Origin of the sequence: Pedobacter ginsengiterrae (assembly GCF_039537385.1) — a bacterium.
In the GTDB taxonomy this organism is placed as follows: Bacteria; Bacteroidota; Bacteroidia; order Sphingobacteriales; family Sphingobacteriaceae; genus Pedobacter; species Pedobacter ginsengiterrae.
In genome coordinates, this window is record NZ_BAABAK010000006.1 from 42,316 (window position 1) to 67,554 (window position 25,239).

General features: G+C 36.5%; 19 protein-coding genes and 1 other RNA gene. 15 read left to right on the forward strand and 5 right to left on the reverse strand.

Annotated features, from left to right (window positions below):
• The first annotated feature begins 22 nt into the window (after positions 1–22).
• Together ABD692_RS07565 and ABD692_RS07570 are read left to right on the forward strand one after the other, a co-directional pair.
• Positions 23–652 (forward strand): DUF4159 domain-containing protein, encoded by a 630-nt coding sequence (locus ABD692_RS07565; RefSeq protein ID WP_316761097.1) that lies wholly within the window; start codon positions 23–25, stop codon positions 650–652.
• 20 nt (positions 653–672) lie between these two features.
• Positions 673–1,446: an NIPSNAP family protein gene (locus ABD692_RS07570; RefSeq protein WP_344766055.1), complete on the forward strand. Its 774-nt coding sequence runs from the start codon at positions 673–675 to the stop codon at positions 1,444–1,446.
• Positions 1,447–2,241: 795 nt separating this feature from the next.
• Here the strand turns inward: ABD692_RS07570 and ssrA are convergent.
• Positions 2,242–2,607, reverse strand: a transfer-messenger RNA (tmRNA) gene (gene ssrA / locus ABD692_RS07575).
• Positions 2,608–2,705: 98 nt separating this feature from the next.
• Entirely contained in the window at positions 2,706–3,065 is a 360-nt protein-coding gene (locus ABD692_RS07580; RefSeq protein WP_316761104.1) for a response regulator transcription factor, read from the reverse strand.
• Between the two features lie 163 nt (positions 3,066–3,228).
• Between ABD692_RS07580 and ABD692_RS07585 the strand changes: the two genes are divergently transcribed.
• Positions 3,229–4,107: an aldo/keto reductase gene (locus tag ABD692_RS07585; RefSeq protein ID WP_344766056.1), complete on the forward strand. Its 879-nt coding sequence runs from the start codon at positions 3,229–3,231 to the stop codon at positions 4,105–4,107.
• 17 nt (positions 4,108–4,124) lie between these two features.
• Here the strand turns inward: ABD692_RS07585 and ABD692_RS07590 are convergent, their stop codons facing one another.
• The gene (locus tag ABD692_RS07590) at positions 4,125–4,541 is read right to left on the reverse strand and encodes a putative quinol monooxygenase (RefSeq protein WP_344766057.1); all 417 of its coding nucleotides are present in this window, start codon (positions 4,539–4,541) and stop codon (positions 4,125–4,127) included.
• 241 nt (positions 4,542–4,782) lie between these two features.
• Here ABD692_RS07590 and ABD692_RS07595 point away from each other — a divergent pair, with 241 nt between their 5' ends.
• Positions 4,783–5,034 (forward strand): hypothetical protein, encoded by a 252-nt coding sequence (locus ABD692_RS07595; protein WP_316761111.1) that lies wholly within the window; start codon positions 4,783–4,785, stop codon positions 5,032–5,034.
• Between the two features lie 328 nt (positions 5,035–5,362).
• Here the strand turns inward: ABD692_RS07595 and ABD692_RS07600 are convergent, their stop codons facing one another.
• On the reverse strand, positions 5,363–5,947 hold the full coding sequence (locus ABD692_RS07600) for a DUF4142 domain-containing protein (protein ID WP_344766058.1): 585 nt from the start codon (positions 5,945–5,947) through the stop codon (positions 5,363–5,365).
• Positions 5,948–6,168: 221 nt separating this feature from the next.
• On the opposite strand from ABD692_RS07600, the gene ligD reads away from it, so the two are divergent.
• The 8 genes from ligD to ABD692_RS07640 all read left to right on the forward strand — a co-directional run bounded on the left by ligD (position 6,169) and on the right by ABD692_RS07640 (position 20,239).
• The gene (ligD, locus tag ABD692_RS07605; RefSeq protein WP_344766059.1) at positions 6,169–8,907 is read left to right on the forward strand and encodes a DNA ligase D; all 2,739 of its coding nucleotides are present in this window, start codon (positions 6,169–6,171) and stop codon (positions 8,905–8,907) included.
• A gap of 83 nt (positions 8,908–8,990) precedes the next feature.
• Positions 8,991–9,761: a non-homologous end joining protein Ku gene (gene ku / locus ABD692_RS07610; RefSeq protein WP_316761120.1), complete on the forward strand. Its 771-nt coding sequence runs from the start codon at positions 8,991–8,993 to the stop codon at positions 9,759–9,761.
• Between the two features lie 492 nt (positions 9,762–10,253).
• The gene (locus ABD692_RS07615; RefSeq protein ID WP_344766060.1) at positions 10,254–11,348 is read left to right on the forward strand and encodes a phosphotransferase enzyme family protein; all 1,095 of its coding nucleotides are present in this window, start codon (positions 10,254–10,256) and stop codon (positions 11,346–11,348) included.
• Positions 11,349–11,773: 425 nt separating this feature from the next.
• Positions 11,774–14,440 (forward strand): valine--tRNA ligase, encoded by a 2,667-nt coding sequence (locus ABD692_RS07620; protein ID WP_344766061.1) that lies wholly within the window; start codon positions 11,774–11,776, stop codon positions 14,438–14,440.
• Between the two features lie 283 nt (positions 14,441–14,723).
• Complete coding sequence (locus ABD692_RS07625; RefSeq protein ID WP_344766062.1) at positions 14,724–15,587, forward strand: sugar phosphate isomerase/epimerase family protein; 864 nt, start codon at positions 14,724–14,726, stop codon at positions 15,585–15,587.
• Positions 15,588–15,610: 23 nt separating this feature from the next.
• Positions 15,611–16,966 carry a Gfo/Idh/MocA family protein gene (locus ABD692_RS07630; protein ID WP_316761132.1) on the forward strand — a complete coding sequence of 452 codons (1,356 nt, stop codon included), beginning with the start codon at positions 15,611–15,613 and terminating at the stop codon, positions 16,964–16,966.
• Between the two features lie 249 nt (positions 16,967–17,215).
• Positions 17,216–18,583 (forward strand): 3-keto-disaccharide hydrolase, encoded by a 1,368-nt coding sequence (locus ABD692_RS07635; RefSeq protein ID WP_344766063.1) that lies wholly within the window; start codon positions 17,216–17,218, stop codon positions 18,581–18,583.
• Between the two features lie 456 nt (positions 18,584–19,039).
• Positions 19,040–20,239 (forward strand): Gfo/Idh/MocA family protein, encoded by a 1,200-nt coding sequence (locus tag ABD692_RS07640; RefSeq protein WP_344766064.1) that lies wholly within the window; start codon positions 19,040–19,042, stop codon positions 20,237–20,239.
• Positions 20,240–20,344: 105 nt separating this feature from the next.
• Here ABD692_RS07640 and ABD692_RS07645 read toward each other — a convergent pair whose 3' ends face one another.
• Positions 20,345–20,803 (reverse strand): type I restriction enzyme HsdR N-terminal domain-containing protein, encoded by a 459-nt coding sequence (locus ABD692_RS07645; RefSeq protein ID WP_344766065.1) that lies wholly within the window; start codon positions 20,801–20,803, stop codon positions 20,345–20,347.
• A 121-nt stretch (positions 20,804–20,924) separates the two neighbouring features.
• On the opposite strand from ABD692_RS07645, the gene holA reads away from it, so the two are divergent.
• The 3 genes from holA to ABD692_RS07660 all read left to right on the forward strand — a co-directional run bounded on the left by holA (position 20,925) and on the right by ABD692_RS07660 (position 25,129).
• On the forward strand, positions 20,925–21,947 hold the full coding sequence (gene holA / locus ABD692_RS07650; RefSeq protein ID WP_344766066.1) for a DNA polymerase III subunit delta: 1,023 nt from the start codon (positions 20,925–20,927) through the stop codon (positions 21,945–21,947).
• Positions 21,948–22,083: 136 nt separating this feature from the next.
• Positions 22,084–22,443 (forward strand): VOC family protein, encoded by a 360-nt coding sequence (locus ABD692_RS07655; RefSeq protein WP_344766067.1) that lies wholly within the window; start codon positions 22,084–22,086, stop codon positions 22,441–22,443.
• A 118-nt stretch (positions 22,444–22,561) separates the two neighbouring features.
• On the forward strand, positions 22,562–25,129 hold the full coding sequence (locus ABD692_RS07660; protein WP_344766068.1) for a zinc-dependent metalloprotease: 2,568 nt from the start codon (positions 22,562–22,564) through the stop codon (positions 25,127–25,129).
• Positions 25,130–25,239 lie beyond the last annotated feature (110 nt).

Here is a 25,239-nt window from a genome sequence, read left to right on the forward strand (position 1 = left end):
AAATAGGCCTTAATTTAGAGCCATGCAGAGATCGAAGTTTACATTTGCTAGGCTAAAATATAATTCGGGCGATTGGGATACAGATCAGCGTATGCCATCGAACGTACTAAATTCTTTGTTGGAATACACCACCATTCCGCTTGACGAAGAAGAAAAGATAGTAGAGTTAAGTAGCCACGATTTGTTCAAATACCCATTCTGTTATTTAAGCGGCCACAAACTGGTTCAGTTTAACCAGCAGGAAGCCGCTAATTTTAAAATGTACGTACAGAATGGTGGTTTTGTTTTTGTAGATGATTGCAACCACGATATAGATGGTTTATTTGCTCGCTCATTTGAAACACAGATGAGCAATTTATTTGGTGCAACAGCTCTGAAGAAAATCCCAAATAATCATGCGGTTTACAATTCATTCTTTAAATTTGAGAAAGGTCCTCCTACAACCTCTTTCGAGTTAAATGGTTGGGGAGATGATTTAGTACATGATTACCTGAAAGCCATAACCATAAATAATAGAATTGGGGTGTTGTACAGCAATAAAGACTATGGTTGCGAATGGGATTACGATTTTAGGAATAAACGTTTTCTTGCAGAGGATAATACTAAATTTGCCGTGAACATTATTTTGTACGCCATGGGCGTAAATAGTTAACGTTACTAAAAATAAATATCTTGAAAACTAACCTAAGCAGATTACTTTTTCTAACGGTGATCTTACTATCAACCGCTGCAAGCGCTTTTGCCACTAAAAATCAATTCTATTATCAGTTAAAAGTTTATCATTTAAAAACATCAGCCCAGGAAGTTATGGTTGATGGTTATTTAAAAGATGCTTTTTTACCTGCGCTTCACCGTGCAGGAATTAATAGTGTTGGCGTTTTTAAACCAATAGCAAAAGATACGGTAGAGCAACTGGTTTACGTTTTTATCCCATTTAAAAAGATGGACGACTTCGCGAAGCTGAATGAAACCTTATCAAAAGATAAAGAATACCTTAAAGCAGGCGCGACCTATTTAAACGCGGAATACAATGCAACCCCTTATACAAGAATCGAATCTACCTTATTAAAGGCTTTTTCGGCTATGCCTGAATTTGCCGCTCCGAATTTCAATTCGCCGAAAAGTGAGCGGGTTTACGAACTTAGAAGCTATGAATCGGCTACCGAAGCCTTGGCAACCAATAAGATAGGTATGTTTAATGATTACGAAGTTGAGATTTTTTCGAAGCTAAACTTTAATGCCGTTTTTTACGGTCAGGTTATTTCAGGAAGCAAAATGCCAAACTTGATGTATTTGACTACTTTTAAAAATAAGGCAGATCGTGACCAGCATTGGGTAGATTTTGGTGCTGAGTACAAAAAGATTAGTGGTTTACCTCAGTATCAGCATAATGTTTCGAAAAATGTAACCCTGTTTCTTTATCCAACAGCGTATTCCGATTTGTAACGGATTTATTTATCAGAAATGCAAGGGTATCTCGGTGTTACATTAAGCACTTTATATCCATTTGTTAATTAAGTTTCAGACAAGCCTTCCTGGGGAATTCTGGGATTCAACTCCATATCAAGTCCATGTTAAGTCCATGTTTTGCTGGTAAAATACGGACTTTCAGTTGAGTTGATTTATTCTAGTATGGGGTATGGTGCGAATGGGTATGCCTGATGATTAGCTTCATCTAGGAGAGAGGGCTAGGTTTAACCTAACGGATAAATTTTGTAAGTAAGCTTTTTTGGGTTTCTAAATCATCATGAAAACTATAAGTCCGATAATTAAAGCAACAGCAAAGGCGCCTGCCATCATTAACATTACAAATTTTTCAAACGAGTCTAGTGGTTGCATAATTGTCTAACTTATAAAATTGAATAATGTTTGTAAAATATAAGTTATGAAAAAAAATTGCAAGGAGATTTATACTATTAATGGTAAATGAAGCTTAAAATGCGCCGTCAACCAGCCATAATATATAATATACAATATTATGGCCAGTAGACTATTAATCACATTCGACTGTTCGGACGGGCTAACAGAGCCAAAATTCCAACACTCATAATCAACGTAATTATTCCTGCGATCAAATTAAATTTCTCTGCCATAGTTTGTTTGGTTTGAAATCTAAAATATAACAAAGCCGTTACAAAAACAATAGTTAAACAGAAAAAAATACGGTTTTAATGAAATTATTTTTCCACAAAATATTCGTTAAAAAAAATAACCCTCATAAATTAATATGAGGGTTATTTTTAGTGGAGCCGAAGGGAGTCGAACCCTTGTCCAGTTGTGAGATAACTTATACCTTCTACATGCTTATTTTTCAATTGATTTTCGGGAAATAAACGGGCTGAAAACCGACCTTATTTAAATCCTTAGATACTTTATCTCACCTTAAATCGTATCTCTTTAAGGCCAGCTTTGTTATTTCGATGCCCCAGATTCTAACCTAACAATGCAGCAGTTAGAGGGACAAAAGCTAATTAGTTCTAAACTAAGCAGCTAAGGCGTAAGTATTTTCGCCAACTAAAATGTGAACGTTCACTTTAAGTGCTCTCCGTACAACGCACTGCATGCTAACATAACCTTCGCCACCCTGTCAAATCCAAGAACGGCCCCAGTTTTCGAGTTTTCAATTAAGAAACAAGATTACAAATATACGAAAAATCCCTCAACAGCGCATTGAATAAATGATATTTTGAAATCTGGAGTCGTATTTAATGAATCTGTGCGTTAAGCCTAATTACAAAATCATTAATATCAAAAGGTTTATGTATATAATCATCTGCATGGCATTTGCTTCTCATTTCTGTATCAGAAAAATTTGCCGACATCATCACAATTGGCATATTTGCCGTTTCTTTTAATTTTTTAAGTTCGCAACATAAATCTAAACCATTTCCATCAGGCAACATTACATCCAGTAAGAATAAATCTGCATGAAAATCCAATGCTCCTTTTCTAAACTCTTGTATATTTTTAAAGTATTTTACTTTATAATGCTCATCTTCTAAAATAAAGCCAATAATTTCTCTAATATCTTCGTTATCTTCCAAAACACATATTCGCTTATCCATACTCAATAATTTTTAGTTCCTATATATTAACCAAACAGCGGTATTAATGTTTTGATTTTTAGTAGGTTAAGTAACTCCAAAAAGGTGTTGGTATTCGTCAAACAATAAAAACAAAATGTAAATTTAACCTGTTAATAATTGGCATCAAACGACTTTAGAATTTATGAACATAAATAAAACCCTCATCATAGGTAAAGATTCAGAACAACCTTTCACCGCTAATCGAATTGGTTATGGTACCATGCGTTTAACTGGAAAACACTTTTTTGGTGAGCCTGAAAACCGACGAGAGGCTTTACAAATTTTAAAAAAAGCGGTCGAACTTGGCGTAAACTACATTGATACCGCCGATTATTATGGTATTGATGTTACCAATCGTTTAATTGCCGAGGCTCTTTATCCTTATCAGGATAACTTAATTATAGGCACAAAGATTGGCGCAATGCGTAAGGATGATGCAAGCTGGAATGTTTTTAGTAAACCCGAGCAATTGCGACATAGTGTAGAGAATAACCTTCGGGTTTTAAAATTAGATCAATTGGCTGTTGTCCATTTTCGCTATATGCCTGGTTCTGAAACTTCTTTCGAAGATTCACTTTCCGCTGTATTTGAACTGCAAAAAGAAGGGAAAATAGCTCATGTGGGTTTGAGTAATGTTAACAGAGAACAGTTAGAAGCTGGATTAAAAATGGGCGAAATAGGGACGGTGCAAAATTTATATGGTTACACGCAACGCACAACTTTAGCTGGGCCTATGGGTGGGGCAGGAGGAGAAGAGATTTTAGATTTGCTTGAAGCACATCAAATCCCATTAATTCCTTATTTTTCTCTTGAAGCATCTTTAGGCAAAGGTCAGCAAAAGATTGAGGAAATAGCCAAAAAATACAATGTGAGTACGGCTCAAATGAATTTGGCCTGGTTGCTACATAAATCTCCTTTAATTTTACCAATTCCTGGAACTACTTCGCTTAAGCACCTGGAAGAAAATATGGCAGCGGCTGAAATTTCTATTTCTAAAGAAGATCTGGATTACTTAGGTTAATTTGGAATAAAAAAGGCTTAATTATTTTCTTTTAATTTCTTGAAGATTTGGGTCATGGTTTTAGAATCAAGTGCATCCATATCTATAAGTTTTAAAGATTTAACGATTTTTAGGGTAGAAGTTTTATACTTTAAAAAATGTGGTGTTTTGAGATGTGATTGATAGGATTCTGAGTTTTCATAAATTTCCAAAATCCTTATTTGGTTCGGGTTTTCCTTCTGACTCATTGGGAAAATAGCAATTACGCCTGGTTCTAACTTTACAGATGCTTCTGATTCTTCCTTCAGAATTTTGTTATAGGCTTTCAGGTGATTGGGAAATATTTCAATTTCTGAAATCCTTATGATCATACCTGGCTGTTGTGCCGAAGATTTCTCTAAAGTAACTAAGCATAATAGGCTTATGATAAGTATTTTGAGTGCTTTTGTAGTCATGTTTATTATTTGTATGGAATAATACTTCCCACTTCAAAAGTGGTCATTTTTCTCCAAAGGATTTGTATATAAATTTCTGTATCCTATACCATTATTCCTGATGTATTAATTATAAATTGATTTTTTTGCCATTTATTTGATTAAAGTACTAAGAAATAGCAAAACAGCTAGTAAATAAGGGTGATTTTACGGTATAAAAATAAATAAAGTTGATTTAGATTTGTTGTAAATCAAAACTACAATGGAAAATCAAAGAGAAGTTTCTTTATTGCAAAGCCTTGTAAATAAGGCTGAAACGCTTAAAACTTATAATAAAAAAACCTTTGACGATATTTTCAATGTCCTTAAAGGAGCTCCTGAATTACAAACCTCAAAAACCACTATACTTTTAAATGATTCCCTAACTGAAAAGAACTGGATAAATTTTAAGTATAATTTAATTGATGAAATGGTAAAGAAGATAGGTGATATTTCTATGCTAAACATAGCCTAGTTTTTGGTTATTCGAAATCAATTCAAATTCGATAACATCTATCTATTCTAATCACAGATCAACTGATAATGCGGGTCTAAAATTTATAACTGTCCAACCTTAATAGCTCGGTTTTGCCTTTATTTTTAAGAGCATCATTTCCATTTAAGAATAGAAGTAACTCAAGGATTGTTGATCTGGGCAGGAGTTACACATTTGGAACAACGCCAAAGACACGATTTGCAATTTGATAACAGCCAGTAATACCAGCTGAAAACCTGTATTTAAATGCATAAAAAAAACCTTCTGATATCATAATCAGAAGGTTTTTTTATAATTCAAGATTGGCTTATTTCATGCCATCTTTAATTTTTTGAATCATATCCAAATGTGTTTTAACAATTGGTGCTGTTTTAGATGCAAATGCTTTTAAGTCTACATCCATACCATCTTTTGCTTCTTTTTCCATTAAATCCAAAGTAGATTTATGTCCATCTACCATTGCATCAACATAAGCTTTATCAAAATCGGCGCCTGTTTTTTTACTTAAGTCGTCCATTTTTTTCTTGTGGTCATCATCAACAGTAGTTGGTAATGTAATGTTTTTTGTGCCAGCTAAAGCCATCAATTCTGTATTCGCTTTACCATGGTCGCTCACCATCATTGTAGCAAATTCTTTTACCTTAGCATTTGTGCTTTTTTCTAAGGCAAGTTTACCTAATTCTACTTCTGCCATTCCACCAACTGCTGCTGAAGTTGCAAATTTCGAATCTTCTTCAGGTACTGCAATACCACCAGTTTCTGCTACGTTAGTTGTTGTGTCTTTCGACATATTCAAACTATCTGCTTTTTCTTTGGCATCCTTGTTTCCACTGCAAGCCTGAAAGGTTAGTGCAGATGCGGAAATTGCCATTACATAAAATAAATTTTTCATAGTATAAATTTTGTTGTGTTCTTTAAACCTCAGATTCAATGAAATAGTTTTAAAAAATTTTAGAACTACACCATTCCTTAAAAAAAAGGCATAAAAAATTAGGCTTTATAGAATCCTTCATATTTAAAAAACAGTCGAAATAAAACCAACACATATAGTGCATTGTTATCCAGTTGCTATTGAATGTTTTTTTTCATCACGCCGTTGTTAATTAATTAGTTATGAGTTTAGATAAGTATAAACAGAAACGCGACTTTACAAAAACTGCCGAGCCAAAAGCGGGTTTAAGCAAGGATCGAAATAAAATGATTTTCGTGATTCAGAAACATGATGCATCCAGACTTCATTATGATTTTAGATTAGAAATGGGTGGCGTTTTGAAAAGCTGGGCTGTACCTAAGGGGCCATCTCTCGACCCGAAGATTAAACATTTGGCTATGATGGTTGAAGATCATCCCTTTGATTACCGAAATTTTGAGGGATTAATTCCAGAAGGGGAATATGGTGGAGGAACGGTAATTGTTTGGGATCAGGGTTGGTATGAAACGATTGAAGATATAAAAGGCAAAAAAGCGCAGGAAAAATATCTTCTTGCTGAGTTAAAAAAAGGTTCGGTAAAAATGCGCCTGCATGGCGAAAAATTAAATGGAGAATTTGCCCTGGTCAAAACCAAGGGAATGGGTGACAATGCCTGGTTGTTAATTAAACATGATGACGAATTTGCGACTAAAAAGGATGTAACTAAACAAGATAAGTCTATACTTTCGGGAAAAACCATTGAGGTAATGGAAAAGAGCGGAGATAAAGTCTGGAAGTCGGGTAAGGAACAAAAAATTAGCGTTAAAGATAAAGCCGTAGCCAAACAGATTGAGGAAGGTGAAAAGAAAACTAAAAAAAAAGCTGAAGCAGATGATGCTGATCAATTTTTAAAGGATGCACCAAAATCATCCATCTTTGAAAACATTAAACCCATGCTGGCTACTTTGGTTGATGCACCATTTGATGATAAGGAGTGGCAATATGAGGTTAAATGGGATGGTTACCGTGCACTGGCTTTTTTAAATAAAGGAAAAGTTGAATTACTTTCCAGAAACCAGAAATCATTTAACGACCGGTTTTATCCAATTACCAGTATTTTAAAATCCTGGAAGCAGGATGTGGTTTTGGATGGGGAAATTCTGGTACTTAACGATAACGGTATATCAAACTTTGGTGCCCTTCAAAATTGGCGAAGTGAGGCAGATGGAGAACTGATATTTTATGTTTTTGATATTTTATGGTACAAGGGTAAAGATTTAACAGGTTTAAGCCTGATCGAGCGTCAAGCCATACTCAATCAGATCCTGCCTAAGGATGATGATCGTATACGGATTTCGAAAGTATTTGATGCCAGTGGAATCGATTTTTTTGCCGCTGCCGAACGAATGGGTTTGGAAGGTATTATGGCTAAAAGGAAATCATCGAGTTATGTTATCGATAGCCGATCGAAGGACTGGCTGAAAGTAAAAATTAGTAAAAGGCAGGAAGTAATTATTGCTGGTTTTACCAAAAACAAAGATACCTCCAAATCTTTCAGTTCGCTGATTTTAGCTGTTTATGAAAATAAGGTGTTAAGCTACGCTGGCAAGGTTGGTACTGGATTCTCTGATGCTGCACAGCGAGATATGGTTAAGCTTTTTAAACCATTTGTAACGGATAAAAGTCCGTTTAAGGTTGCACCAGATGTTAATAAGCGTTCCAGATTTCAGTCGAAACAGCCTGATGCCGAGATAATCTGGATGGAACCTCAATTGGTATGCGAAGTAGCTTACACGGAGATTACCAGTGATGGTGTATTTAGACATCCATCTTTCCAGGGGATGCGCGAAGATAAAAAGGCTAAAGATGTTACCCGCGACAAGGCAATTGAAACCACTGATATTGTTGAACAAGATACGGAGGCTATTAGTGAAAAGAAGAAAACAACAGATCACCACGCCAGTGCCATTAAGCCGCCTAAAACTACCATACCTAAAACTTTATTAAATCCAAAGGATGAAACTCAGGTTCGAAAGATTAATGGAAAAGAAATAAAGTTTACCCATCTTTCTAAAGTTTACTGGCCCGATGATGGCGTTACCAAACGGGATATGTTTAACTATTATTATCAGGTTTCTGATTTTATCTTACCCTATCTGAAAGACAGACCACAATCGTTAAATCGTTTTCCAGGCGGGATTAAGGGAAAGAGTTTTTACCAAAAAGATGTTAGAGGAAAGGCTCCCGACTGGGCTAAAACCTTTCCATATTCCACCAGTGACGGGGAACCAAAAGAGTATTTATTAGGTGATGATCAGGCTACGCTTTTATGGATGGCTTCCTTAGGTTGTATTGAAATTAATCCCTGGTTTTCCCGTTCGGAATCGCCCGATTATCCTGACTATTGTGTAATTGATTTAGATCCAGATAAACAAAGTTTCAATCAGGTTATAGAAGTTGCGCTTACCGTTAAAAAAATATTGGATTCGATTGATGTACCCAGCTTTCCAAAAACATCGGGTTCTACGGGAATTCATATTTACATCCCAATGGGTGCAAAATACACTTATGATCAAACGCAGCTTTTCGCCAGAATTGTGGTTGGATTGGTGCATGATCTTTTACCAGATTTAACTACGCTGGAGCGAAAAATTTCTTCCCGAAAGGGTAAAATGTATCTGGATTTTTTGCAAAACCGACCAGGAGCCACCATTGCAGGCCCTTATTCGCTGCGGCCCAAACCAGGCGCAACGGTTTCTATGCCGTTAGATTGGAAAGAGGTTAAGGCTGGTTTAAAAATGCAGGATTTTACCATTTTTAATGCGATTGAAAGACTTAAAAGAAAAGGCGATTTATTTAAAGGTGTTTTGGGAAAGGGTATTGATCTTGAACAGGCGATTAAAAAGGCTCAAAAGAAATACCCATCAGCAGCAAATTTATAGGGGAGATTTCTAGTTCAAGGCTACATTTGTAAAACAATAATCTTTTGTTCATGTTATTTGTTAAAATCAAAAATAGATAAGTTATGCGTTCTATATGGAAAGGCTCTATTGGGTTTGGATTGGTTAACATTCCAGTCAAATTATTTTCTGGTGTGCAAAACAGCAACCTGGATTTTGATATGTTAGACGAACGCGATCATGAAAAAATCAGGTTTATGCGGGTTAATGAAAAAACCCATAAAGAAGTTCCTTTCGAAAAAATAGTAAAAGGCTATTTTCTTAAAGACCGATATGTGATTTTAGACAAGCATGATTTTGAGGAAGCTGCCCCCGAAAAGACCAAGATTATAGAACTTGAAAACTTTGTAGACATAACAGATATTAACCCAGTTTACTACGAAACATCTTACTACACAGAGCCAGAAAAGCAGGGTAGAAAAGCTTATGCACTACTTTTAAAAGCTTTGGTTAAATCAAAAAAGGCAGGCGTTGGTCGTTTCGTTTTGCGTAACACCGAAAACTTATGTGTAATCCATCCGATGGAGGATGTAATTGTAATTACCAAAATTCGTTTTCAGCAAGAAATCAGGCCTGTATCTGAAATTAATAAAGTGGAAGATATCAACATTACCAAAAAGGAAATGGATGTTGGTTTAGCCTTGATTAAGCAATACAGTTCGTCATTTGACTTAAGTACCTTTAAAGATGATTACAGTAATGAGTTACTAAAAATTATAAAGGCGAAAGCTAAAGGAAAACGTGCTACAGTTAAGAAAATGAAGCCTCAGAAAGCGACTAGTGATGACCTTTACGAACAACTTATGCAAAGCCTTGGTTCGAAAAAAGGTGCTTAACGTTGTTATTAATTGAGCTAAGTTATATTTTAAAAAAGTGTAGTTCAATAAATAATTATCCTGGTTTCGTTGTCTGCCGCAAAAATAAATTACTGCCTTATAACATCTTAAAAGCTTTTTGGCAGCTTTTAAAACTTGTTTTCTAAAGAAAAACTTTATGATCAAACGTTTGCGTTTCGTTTGTTTAGCAGCTTAATTTCTTTCTTTTCGCCCGAGTAGCGAAATCCTCTAAAAAAATGCATACCGTAATTTTATGATGGGTTAGCCTAACATTAAGCTATAATTTTTTAAAATTTAAGTTTATAAGGGCAACGCTTGGATCTTTTTCCAGGTTTTATAAATCAAACGTTTGCGCTTTATTTGTTTGGCAGGCAATATCTGTATCCTCTTATATTGGTCTCGCCGATTCTAAAATAATAGGTTTTAACAGAAATTAATAGGAAAAAGGTTAACGCACTAATTTTTGAATACTCAAAAATAAATAATAAATAAATGATTGAAAAAGTTCTAAAAGCCTACGGACTCGAATACTTAGAATGTGAAATTGAGCCTTTTGGAAATGGTTTAATCAACCAAACCTGGAAAGTATCTGCTAAGAGCGGAAAATATATTTTGCAAAAAGTTAATACGAACGTATTTCATTCTCCACAAGATATAGCCAGTAATACCCTGAAAATAAAAAAATATCTGGATCGGGTTTCGCCACAATATTTATTTATAGCCCCAGCAACTACAACAACAGGCCTTGGGGTTTTTGAAGATAATGAAGCTTTCTATCGACTTTTCCCTTTCGTTGCCGATTCTTTTACCGTTGATGCCGTTACCGAAGCTAACCAGGCTTATCATGCGGCCAAACAATTTGGCAAGTTTACCAGAATTCTTGAGGCTTTTAATCCTCATGATTTAAAGGTTACTATTCCTGATTTTCATAACCTTTCTTTAAGAGCGGAACAGTTTACTTTGGCGTTGGAAAATGGCAGTCAGGAGCGTTTAAAAATTGCTAAATGGGCTATCAGTCAAATTGAAACCTTTTCTTGGATTGCTGATCAGTTTAAAGAACTGCTTCAAGAAAATAGCCTTAAAACAAGGGTTACTCACCACGATACCAAAATAAACAATGTGCTTTTACATGTTGGAAGTGGAATAGGATTAAGTGTGATTGATTTGGATACCGTTATGCCAGGTTACTTTATAAGTGATGTTGGCGATATGATGAGAACTTACTTATCCCCCGTAAATGAAGAGGAAACTTCGTTAGATAAAATTATGGTTCGCCATGACGTATTTCTTGCAATTTATAAGGGATATATGGAGGAAATGAGGCGAAGTTTAATCTTTAGGGAACAAGAATTGTTTATTTATAGTGGTCAGTTTATGATTTATATGCAAGCTTTACGTTTTTTAACCGATTACCTGAATAATGATATTTATTACCCAGTATCTCATGGAGAACATAATCTTATGCGAGCGAAAAACCAAATTACATTGCTAATAGCTTACACTAAATCAGAAGAATATTTTAAACAAATCATTAAAGAATACGAAGCAGATTTAGAGATTTCGAGCAGCAAAATTATTAGTAACTAAAATTTGATTAACAAGATAAACGAGGTTAAAATAGTTAGTTCATTGGCTTAAATTCGAACTTGTCGAAAACTTTGTTCTTGAAAATGAAAAACATTCTTCTCTATGCAGCTTTAGAAATCAACTTATTTAACATTGGGTAGGAGAACATTATAAAGCGCACTGGACAAAGTTTTTAAACCTGATTGCAGTGGAAATACTTTTTGTTGCAGGTTTTAAATGCCTATGTAGTAACATTCGCAAAAAGATTGCAACAAAAAGCAGGACTAGCTTGAAAATGGAACACTGTTTCTTACTTTTCAAATCAAGAGAAATATCCATCTTTTAGCCACTTGATTAGGAGTGTGGGCTTAGATCGTATCAAACTTTTAGCTTTGCACTTTAGTCTTTCAGCTTATTTAGCTATTTTTGGGCTTTTAATATAATTCATGAGCATTTCCACGAAGTACAATCCAGCAGAAACAGAAGATAAATGGTATAGCTATTGGCTATCGAAAAAGTTTTTTCACTCAGAACCTGATGAGCGTGAGCCTTACACTATTGTAATTCCACCGCCAAATGTTACTGGTGTGCTGCACATGGGGCATATGTTAAATAATACGATTCAGGATGTTTTGATTCGTAAAGCCCGTATGGAGGGTAAAAATGCTTGTTGGGTTCCTGGAACTGACCATGCCTCTATCGCTACCGAAGCGAAGGTTGTGGCGATGTTAAAGGAGCAAGGCATCAATAAAAAAGATCTTTCTCGTGAAGAATTTTTGAAATATGCCTGGGAGTGGAAGGAAAAATACGGCGGGATTATTTTAGAACAGTTAAAGAAACTGGGTGCAAGTTGCGATTGGGACCGTACTCGTTTTACAATGGAGGAAGACCTTTCTGCGGCCGTGATCGATTCGTTTATTCATTTATATAAAAAAGGTTGGATTTACCGTGGTATACGCATGGTAAACTGGGATCCAGCGGGTAAAACGGCAGTTTCTGATGAAGAGGTAATTCGTAAGGAAGTAAACCAGAAGCTTTATTACATTAAGTATTTGATTTCTGGTACGGAAGATCAGTTTTTAACGATTGCCACTACTCGTCCAGAAACGATAATGGCTGATGCCGCAATTTGTATTAACCCGAATGATGAACGTTTTACGCACTTAAAGGGTAAAAAAGTTTTTGTACCGCTTGTTAATCACGAAATTCCAGTTATTGAGGATGAATATGTTGATATTGAATTTGGTACAGGCTGTTTAAAAGTTACACCAGCGCATGATTTGAATGATTATGAACTTGGTGTAAAACACAATTTGCCTGTTACCGATATTTTAAATGATGATGGAACCTTAAATGAATTAGCGGTTATTTTAGTGGGCGAAGACAGGTTTGTTGCCCGTAAAAAGATTGCTAAAATGCTTGATGAAGCAGGCCATTTAGATAAGGTTGAAGATTATAAATCGCAGGTTGGTTTTTCGGAGCGTACTGATGCGGCAATTGAACCAAAGCTTTCTATGCAATGGTTTGTAAAGATGAAAGAGATGGCACAGCCAGCTTTGGATGACGTTTTGAATGGTGATGTAAACCTGATTCCAAATAAGTTTGAAAATACCTACCGCCATTGGATGGAAAATGTTCGCGATTGGAACATTTCTCGTCAGCTTTGGTGGGGCCAACGCATTCCAGCCTGGTATGATGATAAAGGAAACTGGGTGGTTGCCAAAACTAAGGATGAAGCTTTAGAAGAATTCTGGAAGAAAAAACATTTAGATGAAAGTGCTAACGAAAGTGAAAAAGCTGGATTTAAACATCAGTTGGAGCCTTTCTTAAGGCAAGATGAAGATGTAATGGACACCTGGTTTTCATCATGGTTATGGCCAATTTCTGTTTTCGATGGTTTTAAAGACCCAAATAACAAAGATATCAATTACTACTACCCAACAAATGATCTGGTTACTGCACCAGAGATTATGTTTTTCTGGGTGGCACGTATGATTATGGCTGGACATGAGTTTATGGGCAAAAAACCATTTACTAATGTTTATTTAACTGGTATCGTTCGAGATAAGTTAGGTCGTAAAATGTCTAAATCGTTAGGTAACTCTCCGGATCCGATTGGATTGATCGAAAAATATGGTGCGGATGCCGTTCGTGTGGGTATGTTAATGTCGTCGCCTGCGGGGAACGATTTAATGTTTGATGAAAGTTACTGTGAGCAAGGCCGTAATTTTGCTTCAAAAATATGGAATGCCTTCCGCTTGGTAAAAGGTTGGGAGGTTGATGAAAACCTAGAAAATCCGAATAGCCAAGCGATTTCCTGGTTCGAAAACCGTTTTAACGAGGCTTTGGTAGAAATTGAGGCAAACTTTAAACAATATCGTTTATCAGAAGCTTTAACAACCACTTATAAATTGGTTTGGGATGATTTCTGTGCCTGGTATTTAGAAATGGTTAAACCTGCGTATCAACAGCCTATCGATGCCGAAAGTTATAAAGCTACGGTTGGTTTCTTTGAACAGATTATTAAGTTATTGCACCCGAATATGCCTTTCTTAACCGAAGAATTGTGGCACGATGATTTGTTTGCCGAACGTGGCGAAATGGATTGCTGTATTGTTGCTGAATTCCCGAAAGGTGGTGCAATTGACGAGAAATTATTGAAAGATGCAGAGGTAATTAAAACGGTTATTGCTGAAATTAGAAATGTTCGTAACCAGAAGCAAATTTCACCAAAAGAGGCTTTGCCTTTAAGTTTAAAGGTAAATTCTGATATCGATTACGAAAAGTGGCTGAACATTGTTTTTAAATTAGCTAATGTTTCTGAAGCTGAAATTGTAAACGATAAAATTGCTGGCGCAACGGCTTTCATGGCTGGAAAGGACGAATTTTTCATTCCGCTTTCAGAAAATATTGATGTTGATGCAGAACGCATTCGTTTAAATGCTGATTTGGTTTACCTGCAAGGTTTCTTAAAATCTGTTGATGCTAAGCTGGGCAATGAACGTTTTGTACAAAATGCAAAACCAGAAATTATTACCAATGAACGTAATAAAAAAGCAGATGCAGAAGCGAAAATCAAGATCATTGAAGAGAGCTTAGCGATGTTAGGATAAAACATAGATTAAATCTTAAAAGTTTAGAATCAGCCCTTTAGAATTAAGTTTCTAAAGGGCTTTTTGTTTTATAAAGCATTAATAACGCTAAATATATTCCTGGTATTCAAGTAAGGGGCTGAAGTAATTTGAGCATCGGCCTGCGACTGACCGTTTCTAAAATGTTACTAAACCGTTTTACGATCTTTCATTTAAAAGCACTATTTTAGGGTAGAAAAAGAGCGAAAGCTTTGCTAACCAATATCTATACGTTGCCACCAACGAATGCCTAATTTAACTGAGAATGAGACTAAAAGTTGTAATCATAGTATTTCTTCTTCTGCCATTAGTTTTCAGCTTTCAATCAGAAAATAAATCATTTATAACGCTAGGCATTGTGGCGCCATTAGAAAAAGACAGTTTAATAAATGCGTCTGGATTTAAATTAATGGGAGAGTCGGTTAGTAAAATGATTTCTCCATCCTTATCTGACGAAAAATTCAGACAAAATCTTGAGCTAATTAAAAAGCTTAAGACTAAACTTTACATGTGTAATGTTATGTTCCCTGGCGATATGAAAATTGCTGGACCAGATGTAAACGAAACGACTGTACTCGCTTATGCCGATCGTTTATTTGCCAGAGCGCAACAAGCAAAAATAAAGGTTTTAGTGCTCGGAAGCGGAACCGCCCGGCAGTTGCCAGATCACTATGACGTGAAAAAAGCCACAGTAGATTTTATAACCTTAAGTAAAAAAATAGCAGTTATAGCTTCCAAATACCAAGTCAAAATCGCACTAGAAAATCTTCAAAGCAAAGAAACCAATTTTATTAACACAGTGAAATCGGCTGCAGAAATTGTGAGGCTAGTTAATCATCCAAATTTTAAACTTAATGCTGATATTTTCCATATGAGAAGAGCGCATGAGCCTCCTCAAAATATTATCGAGGCAAAAGATTTGCTTATTCATTGCGAAATTGCAGAGGATGCTGAAAGAACTTTGCCAGGCATTAAAGGCGATGATTTTACACCTTACATCGAAGCTCTAAAAATAGCTAAATACAAAGGGCCAATTTTTGTGGAGGCGGGAAGTAATTATTCAGATGCACAGATGGCTTTGTGCTTTAAGTACCTTAACAAACAAATAGAGAACGTTTATAAAAATTAGATCATATACATTCATATTATCCCATGGAAAACTCCAGAAGAAAATTTATTAAGCAGTCGGCTATTTTTGCTGCGGCAACTTATGCAGGTACAATGGGCATGAGTGCAAAGAGCTATGGCAGAATTATCGGCGCAAACGACCGTGTTCGCGTAGGTGTGGTCGGTTTTTCAGACCGATTTAAAGACACGCTTTTGCCTTGTTTCTTAAATCATAACAAAGAACTAAATTTTGATATAGTTGGGCTTTCTGATTTATGGAACTACCGCAGAGATTTGGGAATTGCTCATCTAAAAGAAAAATTCGGTCACGATATTAAGGCTTGTAGAAACAACGATGAACTTTACGCAACCAAAGATTTAGATGCTGTAATTATCAGCACAGCCGATTTTCAACATGCACTGCATACTATTGAAGCTGTTAAAGCCAATTGCGATGCTTATGTAGAAAAACCATTTGCCGAAACGATGGATGATGCGAAAGCTGCTTTTAAGGCCGTTAAAGCAACAGATCGAATTGTTCAGATCGGGTCGCAGCGCAGAAGCGGAGAAAACTATGCAAATGCAGCAAAATATATTCAGGATGGAAAATTCGGACCGATTACCGCGGTAGATTTAGTTTGGAACGTTAATCAGCCTGGCCGTTGGCGCAGGCCAGATTTGGTTGCTAAACTTAAGGAGGAAGATATCGATTGGAAAAGATTTTTGCTTAACCGACCTAACGAAGCTTTCGACCCAAGAAAATATTTAGAGTATAGATTGTTCTGGCCATATTCTTCAGGAATGCCAGGACAGTGGATGTCGCACCAGATTGATACGGTGCACTGGTTTACGAACTTAAAACACCCGAGAAGTGTAGTCGCTAATGGTGGTATTTATACCTGGAAAGATGGTCGCAGAAACTGGGATTCTATGGTTGCCGTTTTTGATTATGGTCAGCCAAATACTAGTGATGGTTTTCAGGTTACTTTTACCTCGAGAATGCAGAATAGTGTTGGCGATGTTGGCGAAGTTTACTATTCAAATGGCGGAGAACTGAATTTAATTACAAATAAAGTTTCTCCAAAAGGTGGGTTAAAAGAAAAAGAAGCTGCGGCGATGGGTTTGAAAGCCAACTTGCTTCCAGATTTTGATTTAAGTAAAACTGAAATTAAAGCGGCAACTGGCGCAAATATGGGAGGCGATGCCTTAACTTCTGGTCATATGAGAAACTGGATGGAGTGCGTGAGGAGTCGAAAAACACCAAATGCCCCTGTGGAGGCTGGTTATTCGCATTCAATTGCAAATATTATGACTAATGCTGCGGTTCGTACGGGTGCAAAAGCAGTATTCGATGAGGGTAAACAGGAAGTAATCGCTAACGGAAAAGTTTTTAAATATTAATAATTATACATCTTCATTTGGAGGTACGAAGCATTATTTCATCGTCTTAGCCAGACAGGCTTTTTTCTTTTGACAACAAAAGAAACAAAATTGCCAGCTGAAAATTTTTGTATTTAAGTCATTGATTTGGCTTGGTACATGGGATCCCCAAAAATTTGTTAGGCTGGGATTTAGTAGAACGGAGAAATAGTGCGATGGACTTTCATGCTGCACAAACAACTTTTATATAACACAAATTATTTATCAACCATGTTAAACCTAAAAAAATATAGTATAATAACACTTTCGCTAATCAGTTTTTCTGCCTTTGCGCAAAAAGCAAAGCCACTCTTCGATGGAAAAACCTTAACGGGATGGAAAGCCGTTGCAGGAGCCGCACCTTATAAAGTGGAAGATGGAATGATCGTGGGTACGATGACCAAGGGCACACCAAACTCATTTTTAATTACAGAAAAAGAATACGGAGATTTTATTCTTGAGTTGGATGTTAAATTAGAAGGCGAAAGCACAAATTCTGGGATCCAAACCCGAAGCCACTTAAAGCCAGAAGGTAATAACGGTAAAGGTTTAGTTTTTGGCAGGCAGGTTGAAATCGATCCAACCCCGAGGGCCTGGACGGGTGGTATTTACGATGAAGCCAGGAGATTGTGGTTATATCCTTTAGAGCTAAATTCGGCGGCAAAACCGTTATATAAAAAGAATGAGTTTAACCATTACCGAATCGAAAATATTGGTAACGAACTTAAAACCTGGGTAAACGGAAGTCCTGTGGCATATGTAATCGATACCCTGGATCAGTCTGGGTTTATTGGTTTGCAAGTGCATGGAATTGGTAACGTTTTAGAAAACGATGGGAAGAAAGTTTATTTCAAAAACATCAATATCCAAACAGAAAACTTAAAGCCAAAAGCATTTCCTAAAGGGATTTATAACGTTAATTTAACCCCAAATACCTTATCCGCTTACGAAAAATCGGAAGGTTACAAATTGCTTTTCGATGGTAAAACGAACAATGGCTGGGTTGGTGCTTATAAAACAACTTTCCCTGCAAAAGGTTGGAAAATTGCCGATGGGGTAATCAGTGTAGAGCCATCTGGCGGGGCAGAATCTACTAATGGCGGCGATATTGTAACTCAAGAAGAATTTGCTGCTTTCGATATGTCGTTCGAATTTAAACTTACGCCAGGCGCAAATAGTGGCGTAAAGTACTTTGTAACCCTTAGCGAAAAAAACACAGGTTCGGCTATTGGTTTAGAATACCAGGTTTTAGATGATGAGTTACACCCTGATGCGAAGTTGGGAAGAGATGGAAATAGAACTTTAGCTTCCTTATATGATTTAATAACAGCGAAAAAAGAAGCCAGATATTTACGTCCGATTGGTAGCTGGAACAACGCTCGCCTAATCGTTTACCCAAATAATAAAGTGGAGCATTATTTAAATGGTGTTAAAGTTTTGGAATACGTTCGTGGTTCGGAAGCGTTTAAAAAACTGGTTGCCATTAGTAAATACAAAGATTGGGAAAACTTTGGCGAGGCGCCAAAAGGCCATATTCTAATTCAGGATCATGGTAATAAAGTTGATTTCAGAACGATTAAAATTAAAACCTTAAAGTAGCTGAGACTTTGGCAAGCGTTTGTTTTTTTGAAAATGAACGCTTGCTTTTCATGGCGGGTGGCAGTCCCGCTATTCGCTACAATTTTTTAAATAACTACTGTCATTCTGAGGAACGAAGAATCCTTTTCATTGGTTGCAGATTCTTCGTTCCTCAGAATGACAGCCTATTTATGGTTACTGCTTATTTAAAAAGATTTTCGCTGCTATCGGGTTTATAATGAAAGTTTGTACATTAAAACCAAGCTAAGCGCAAATAAATAAGGTTAAACAGCCCCGACATAAACGGATTCCGATTTAAGCATTATTTTGCATTTTTAAAAGGTATGCTTACTTTTTTCACAGGTTTCATCGGAAATCGTATTGGCGGGACTGTCTTACTAAAAGAATTAAAGGCCTTGCGCTCCAAAAGCGTTATAATAATCGTAGATTTTTAACAAAAAAGATTTAATTTATATCATGCACCGCCGTTCGTTTATTAAAAAGTCAGCATTGTTAAGTTCGGGTTTATTTGTGGCTGATGCTGCAGTTGCAAAATTCAGTTTGAATCGTGAAAAAGTAATCAACATCGCAATGATTGGTTGCGGTGATCGAGGCAAAGGTGTGTTATCGGTCATTAAATCGATGCCTACAAAGTTTAATATCGCTGCATATTGTGATGTTTTGGATTTCAGATTGGAAGAAACGAAGAAATTTGCACCACAATCGGCAAAAGGCATTAAAAATTACAAGCAAATTCTAGATGATAAAAATGTTGAGGCTGTATTTATCGCTACGCCTTTAAGTGCACATTTTCAAATCGCTAAAGATGCTGTTTTGGCTGGCAAACATGTTTATGTAGAAAAAACCATGACCTATAATATTGCCCAGGCATTAGATTTGAAAAATTTGGTTTTGAAATATCCGAAGCAGGTTTATCAGGTCGGCTATCAATATCGCTATTCGCCCCTTTATTTTAAGGTTAAGGATATGATTAGGAGTGGATATTTGGGAGATGTTTCGCAAGTAGATTGCCGTTGGGATAGAAATGGAAATTGGCGACGAAATGTAAGCGATCCCAAACTGGAAAGGCAAATAAACTGGCGGATGTACAAGGAATATTCTGGCGGTTTGGCTGCCGAACTATTATCTCACCAAATAGATTTTATCAATTGGGCCTTCGAAACCCAGCCTGATGTAATAACAGGAACTGGTGGTATCGACATTTTTAAAGACGGTAGAGAAACCTATGATAATATTCAGGCCATGTTTAGATACGAAAAAGCTGGAATGATCGGTAATTTTGGTGCTACCTGCGGCAATGCTCGTGATGGTTATCTTTTTAAAATAAAGGGAACCAAAGGTTCGGTAAATCTCTTGCCTGATACAGGGATTTTTTACCCTGAGCAGCAAACCAAAAAAGAATTGGGCATTGTTGATGGCGTAACTGGAGCCACAAAAATTGTGGTAAACAAAGATGGTGGAATCCCGATTTTGGATGCGCCAACGAAAGATGGAACAACTTATGCCTTAGATGAATTTTATGAATCGGTTATTACAGGGAAATTTCCAGCATCGAATGTGAAAACGGGTACGCAGGCTGCCATTTGCGTAGCGCTCTGCAATGAGGCCATTTTCTCTGGCAATAAGCAGATTTGGAAAAACGAGTATAACTTATAGTACTCTTGTCATTCTGAGGCACGAAGAATCTGTTTCATCGGAGGCAGACCCTTTGGACCTCAGGATGACCGCATTGATTTCAAGGTGCTTGCTGTGAAACATAAATTACAAATCCAGGTAATCTGGCATTTTCTGTGTAAACACAAAACTTCCTTTTTCTACGTCCATTTTAGCATAAACGTGCTGTAAGCCATTCGTTAGAACAATCCATTTTGCCTGGTGAATAGAATTGTACCGAGATGCTTGCTCAAAAACTGATGGTGTAATTTTAACTTTGGGTGCCTTACATTCAATTAATACTAATTTTTCGCCATCGGAGTTGTAAACCAAAATATCGCTGCGTTTTTGCAATTGGTTAAGCACCAGTCCACCTTCAATTTGAATCAATGTTTTAGGGAATTTCTTTGCGGTAATCAGGTCTTGAATAAAATGCTGACGAACCCATTCCTCTGGCGTTAAAACTAAATGCTTTTTTCTTAATTCATCAAAAATGAAAACAACATCATCTTTTTTGGTGATTTTAAAAGGATAAGGCGGAAGATTAAGCGGGGTAGGGTTAAACATTTTAAAATTCGGTTGAGCAATTTGAACAATTAACCAATTAAACATTCTTACAGCGGCCAAAGTTAATATTGTTTATAAACATTTACCTAAATCCTAAAAGCTAAATTGTAATTTTACGGCAATGACTGCTGCCGAAATTATTAAGGATATAAAAGCTAGAAAGTTTAAGCCTGTGTATTTATTACATGGTGAAGAAGCTTATTACATTGATCAAGTAACCGAATACATCGAAGATAAATTATTGAACGAGGCCGAAAAAGGCTTTAATCAAACTGTTTTGTATGGTAAGGATACCGATATGGCGACTGTTTTAGGTGCTGCAAAGCGATATCCGATGATGTCAGACTATCAGGTAGTGATTGTTAAAGAGGCACAGGATTTGAAATGGGCAAAAGAAGAAGGGAGTAGCAAAGAGGCAGAATTTGTTTTAAACTATTTCGAAAAACCACTTCCGAGTACCATTTTAGTTTTGGCATTTAAATATGCTAATTTCGATAAACGGAAAAAAATCTACAAGGCGATTAGTAAAAGTGGTCTTATCTTTCAATCTGATTTGGTTCGTGATTATAAGTTGGTTCCATGGATTGAAGATTTTATAAAAGAAAAAGGCTATAAAATCGACCAGCAGGCATCGGCATTAATGGCCGAATATCTGGGTACAGATCTTTCTAAAATTGCTAATGAAATTGAAAAGTTAATGCTAAATGTGTCTAAAGACACTATTATTAACACCGACTTGGTTCAGAAAAATATTGGTATTAGTAAAGAATACAATGTTTTTGAGTTACAGAAAGCCTTAGCAATCCGTGATGTTTTAAAATGCAATCGCATTATCAGTTATTTTGCCAGCAACCCAAAAGCTAATCCGACGGTAATGGTATTGGCAAATCTTGGTGGCTATTTTACCAAGCTTTTAAAATATCATTATATTCCCAATAAGGCCGATGCGGCTTCCGCTTTGGGGGTTCCGCCATTTTTTATTAAAGATTACGAGGTTGCCGCCAGAAATTACAATACTGGAAAAGTTTTTCAGGTGATTAGTTTATTAAGGGAATACGATTTAAAAAGTAAGGGTTTGGACAGTAGTGGGAATGTGGATGATGGCGAACTTTATAAAGAACTTATTTTTAAGATTATACATTAGGAATCAATAATTAAAAGCTTAAAGACTAAAGCTTAAAGCCTAAAGCTAAAAGACTAAAGCTTAAAGCCCAGGCTTAAAGGCTAGAGCTTAAAGCTTAAAGACTAAAGCCAAAGACTAAATACTAAAGACTAAAACCATGCTACAAGGATTAAGAACCATAGTTTATTATGTAGGCGATTTGCCAGCAGCAAAAGAATGGTATAAAAAGGTTTTCGAAATTGAGCCTTATTTCGATGAACCGTATTATGTTGGTTATAATGTAGGTGGCTTTGAATTGGGTTTAAATCCTGATGATTCCGGCTATAGTAACGGCAACCATTCGATAACTTATTGGGGTGTTAAAGATATTAAGGAAACTTTTGCCCGTTTTGCCAGGCTTGAAGTGGAAATTCATGAGCAACCTAACAATGTTGGTGGGGCAATTTGGGTTGGTAGCATTTTCGATCCGTTTGGAAATGTAATTGGGCTTATCGAAAATCCTGATTTTTCTTTATAAAATCATTTTTCTCCTCAAACTTAGCAATTAAGCTGCTTTGTAACTTAAAAGTTATTACTGAAACGGTTTCAAATCTTCGTTCTGAAACTATATTTACAGCCAAATCAACTAATTTGTTATGAAGAAAAATTTACTCAGCATATTATTTGCTGTTTCTGCCGTTACTTTTGCTCAGGCACAAGTAAGGCAAGGCCAAACTGTTGCCACGACAGATTCTACCAGGCGAGCTCCAGGTGCGGCATTAGGCTCGGGCGTTCGTGCGCAGCCTAAACCATACGATCAGGTTATTACCAGTAAGGCATCTACCAGAAAAGGTATGATTACTACCCATAAATTAGAAGATAAGTTTTTCTTCGAAATTGCCGATACAACATTAGGAAGAGATATTTTAGTGGTTAGTCGTATATCTAAATCGGGTGCAGAAGTTAGAGCTGCCCAAGGTTATGCAGGCGATCAGATTGGAAGTGCTGTTATCCGTTTTGAAAAAGGACCAAACAACCGCATTTTTATGCGTAAAGTGAGTTACAGAACTTATGGACCTGATAGTACAACTTCTATGTACCAGTCTTTAAAAAACTCAAATATTCAAGCTATTGCAGCTTCATTTAACATCGCAGCCTTTACACCTGATAAAACCGGAAGCGTTATCGATATTACAGATTATTTGAACAGCGATAATGATATTTTTTATTTCAGCTCTCCTGCGTCTAAAACCCGTTTCAGATTGGGTGCTCAACTGGCAGACAGAAGCTATATTCAAAATTTAAGAAGCTTTCCTACAAATGTAGAAATCAGCACGGTTAAAACTTATAGCTTAACTGCTGCTCCAAATCCTTTTGGCGGTGCTGCAGCTTCGGCTATGGGTGGTGCTCCAGCTGGTTCATCAACTGTTGAGTTAAATACATCATTGGTTATTTTACCTAAAGTGCCAATGAAAGCTCGTTATTTCGATCCACGTGTAGGTTATTTCGCTGTTGGATATACCGATTTTGATTTAAATCCTCAAGGTGTAAAAGAAATCGAATTAATTAAAAGATGGAGATTAGAACCAAAACCACAAGATTTAGCAAAATACAAACGTGGCGAACTGGTTGAACCGGTTAAACCAATTATCTTTTATATCGATCCAGCTACACCAAAGAAATGGATACCGTATTTAAAAGCAGGTGTTGATGATTGGGCAAAAGCATTTGAAAAAGCAGGTTTCAAGAATGCGGTTATGGCTAGAGAAGCGCCGAGCTTTAAACAGGATTCTACCTGGAGTATCGATGATGCACGTCATTCGGCTATTGTTTACAAACCATCTGAAATTGCAAACGCAAGCGGACCAAGTATCTCAGATCCACGTAGTGGTGAGATTATGGAAAGTCACATTAACTGGTTCCATAATGTTCAAAAACTGGTTCACGACTGGTACATGATTCAAACCGCTGCTGTAGATCCAAGAGCTCGTAAAATGACTTTCAGCGATGAGTTAATGGGCGATTTAATTCGTTTTGTTTCTTCTCACGAAGTTGGTCATACTTTAGGTTTACGTCATAATTATGGCTCAAGCTCTACAGTTCCTACCGAATTATTGAGAGATAAAAAATGGGTAGAAGCAAATGGGCACACGCCATCTATTATGGATTATGCCCGCTTTAACTATGTCGCGCAACCAGAAGATAAGATTTCGCCAAAAGGATTATATCCTCGCATTGGCGATTATGATAAATGGGCAATAGAGTGGGGTTATAAGTACTTCCCTGAAACTAAAAATGCAGAACAAGAGGTGCCAATTTTAAATAAAATGACTATCGAATCTGCTAAAAACCGTAGATTATGGTTCGGCACCGAAACTAATCCAGATGATCCGCATTCGCAAAATGAAGATTTATCGGATAATGCAATGAAAGCGAGTACTTACGGTATTAAAAATCTTAAGGTAATTTTAACAAATTTACCAGAGTGGACTAAAGAACCTGCCGATGGTTATGCTAATTTAGAGAACATGTACGGTCAGTTAACAACACAGTTTGGTCGTTATATGGGACATGTTGCTAAAAACATCGGTGGTATATATGAAAATCCAAAAACAGTTGAGCAGGCAGGTTCTGTTTACGAACGTACCCCAGCAGCTACTCAAAAAGAGGCAATGACGTTTTTAGATACACAGTTATTTAAAACACCAACCTGGTTATTAAATAAACCGATTTTAGATAACATTTCTCAGGACGGTTTAGAAGTTGTAGGCAGACTGCAAAATACAACCATCAACAGAATTTTAAGTACAAGTACTTTAACCAAATTAATTTCTGCAGAAGCTTTAGATGGCGCATCAGCTTATAAAATTACCGACTTATTCGCTGATTTAAATGGATCTATTTTCTCTGAACTGAAAGCAAATCAGCCAATTGATGTTTACAGAAGAAACTTGCAGAAATTATATGTAGATAAACTAATTTCTATTGTTAAGCCTGCTGCAATGCCTACCGCTACAAATGCTATTTTAGCTGGTGGCAGAGGTGGTGCATCGCAAAGTGGTTTAACGGCTTCACAAAGTGATGTATTATCAGTAGTGAAAGGTCAGCTAAGAGAATTGGAAGGTACAATTAAAGCGGGTTCAGGTTCTGCAACTGGTTTAAGTAAATATCATTTACAAGATCTTTCTGATAGAATTGAAAATGCCTTAGATGCAAAAAAATAAATAGAGGAAACTCATCCCCACAAAAAAAGCTGCCAGTTTTATTAGAGGGCACTGAAAAAGTAGACATAAAATTTGTCTTCAAACAGAAAAGCGGATGAATAGCTCTTAAG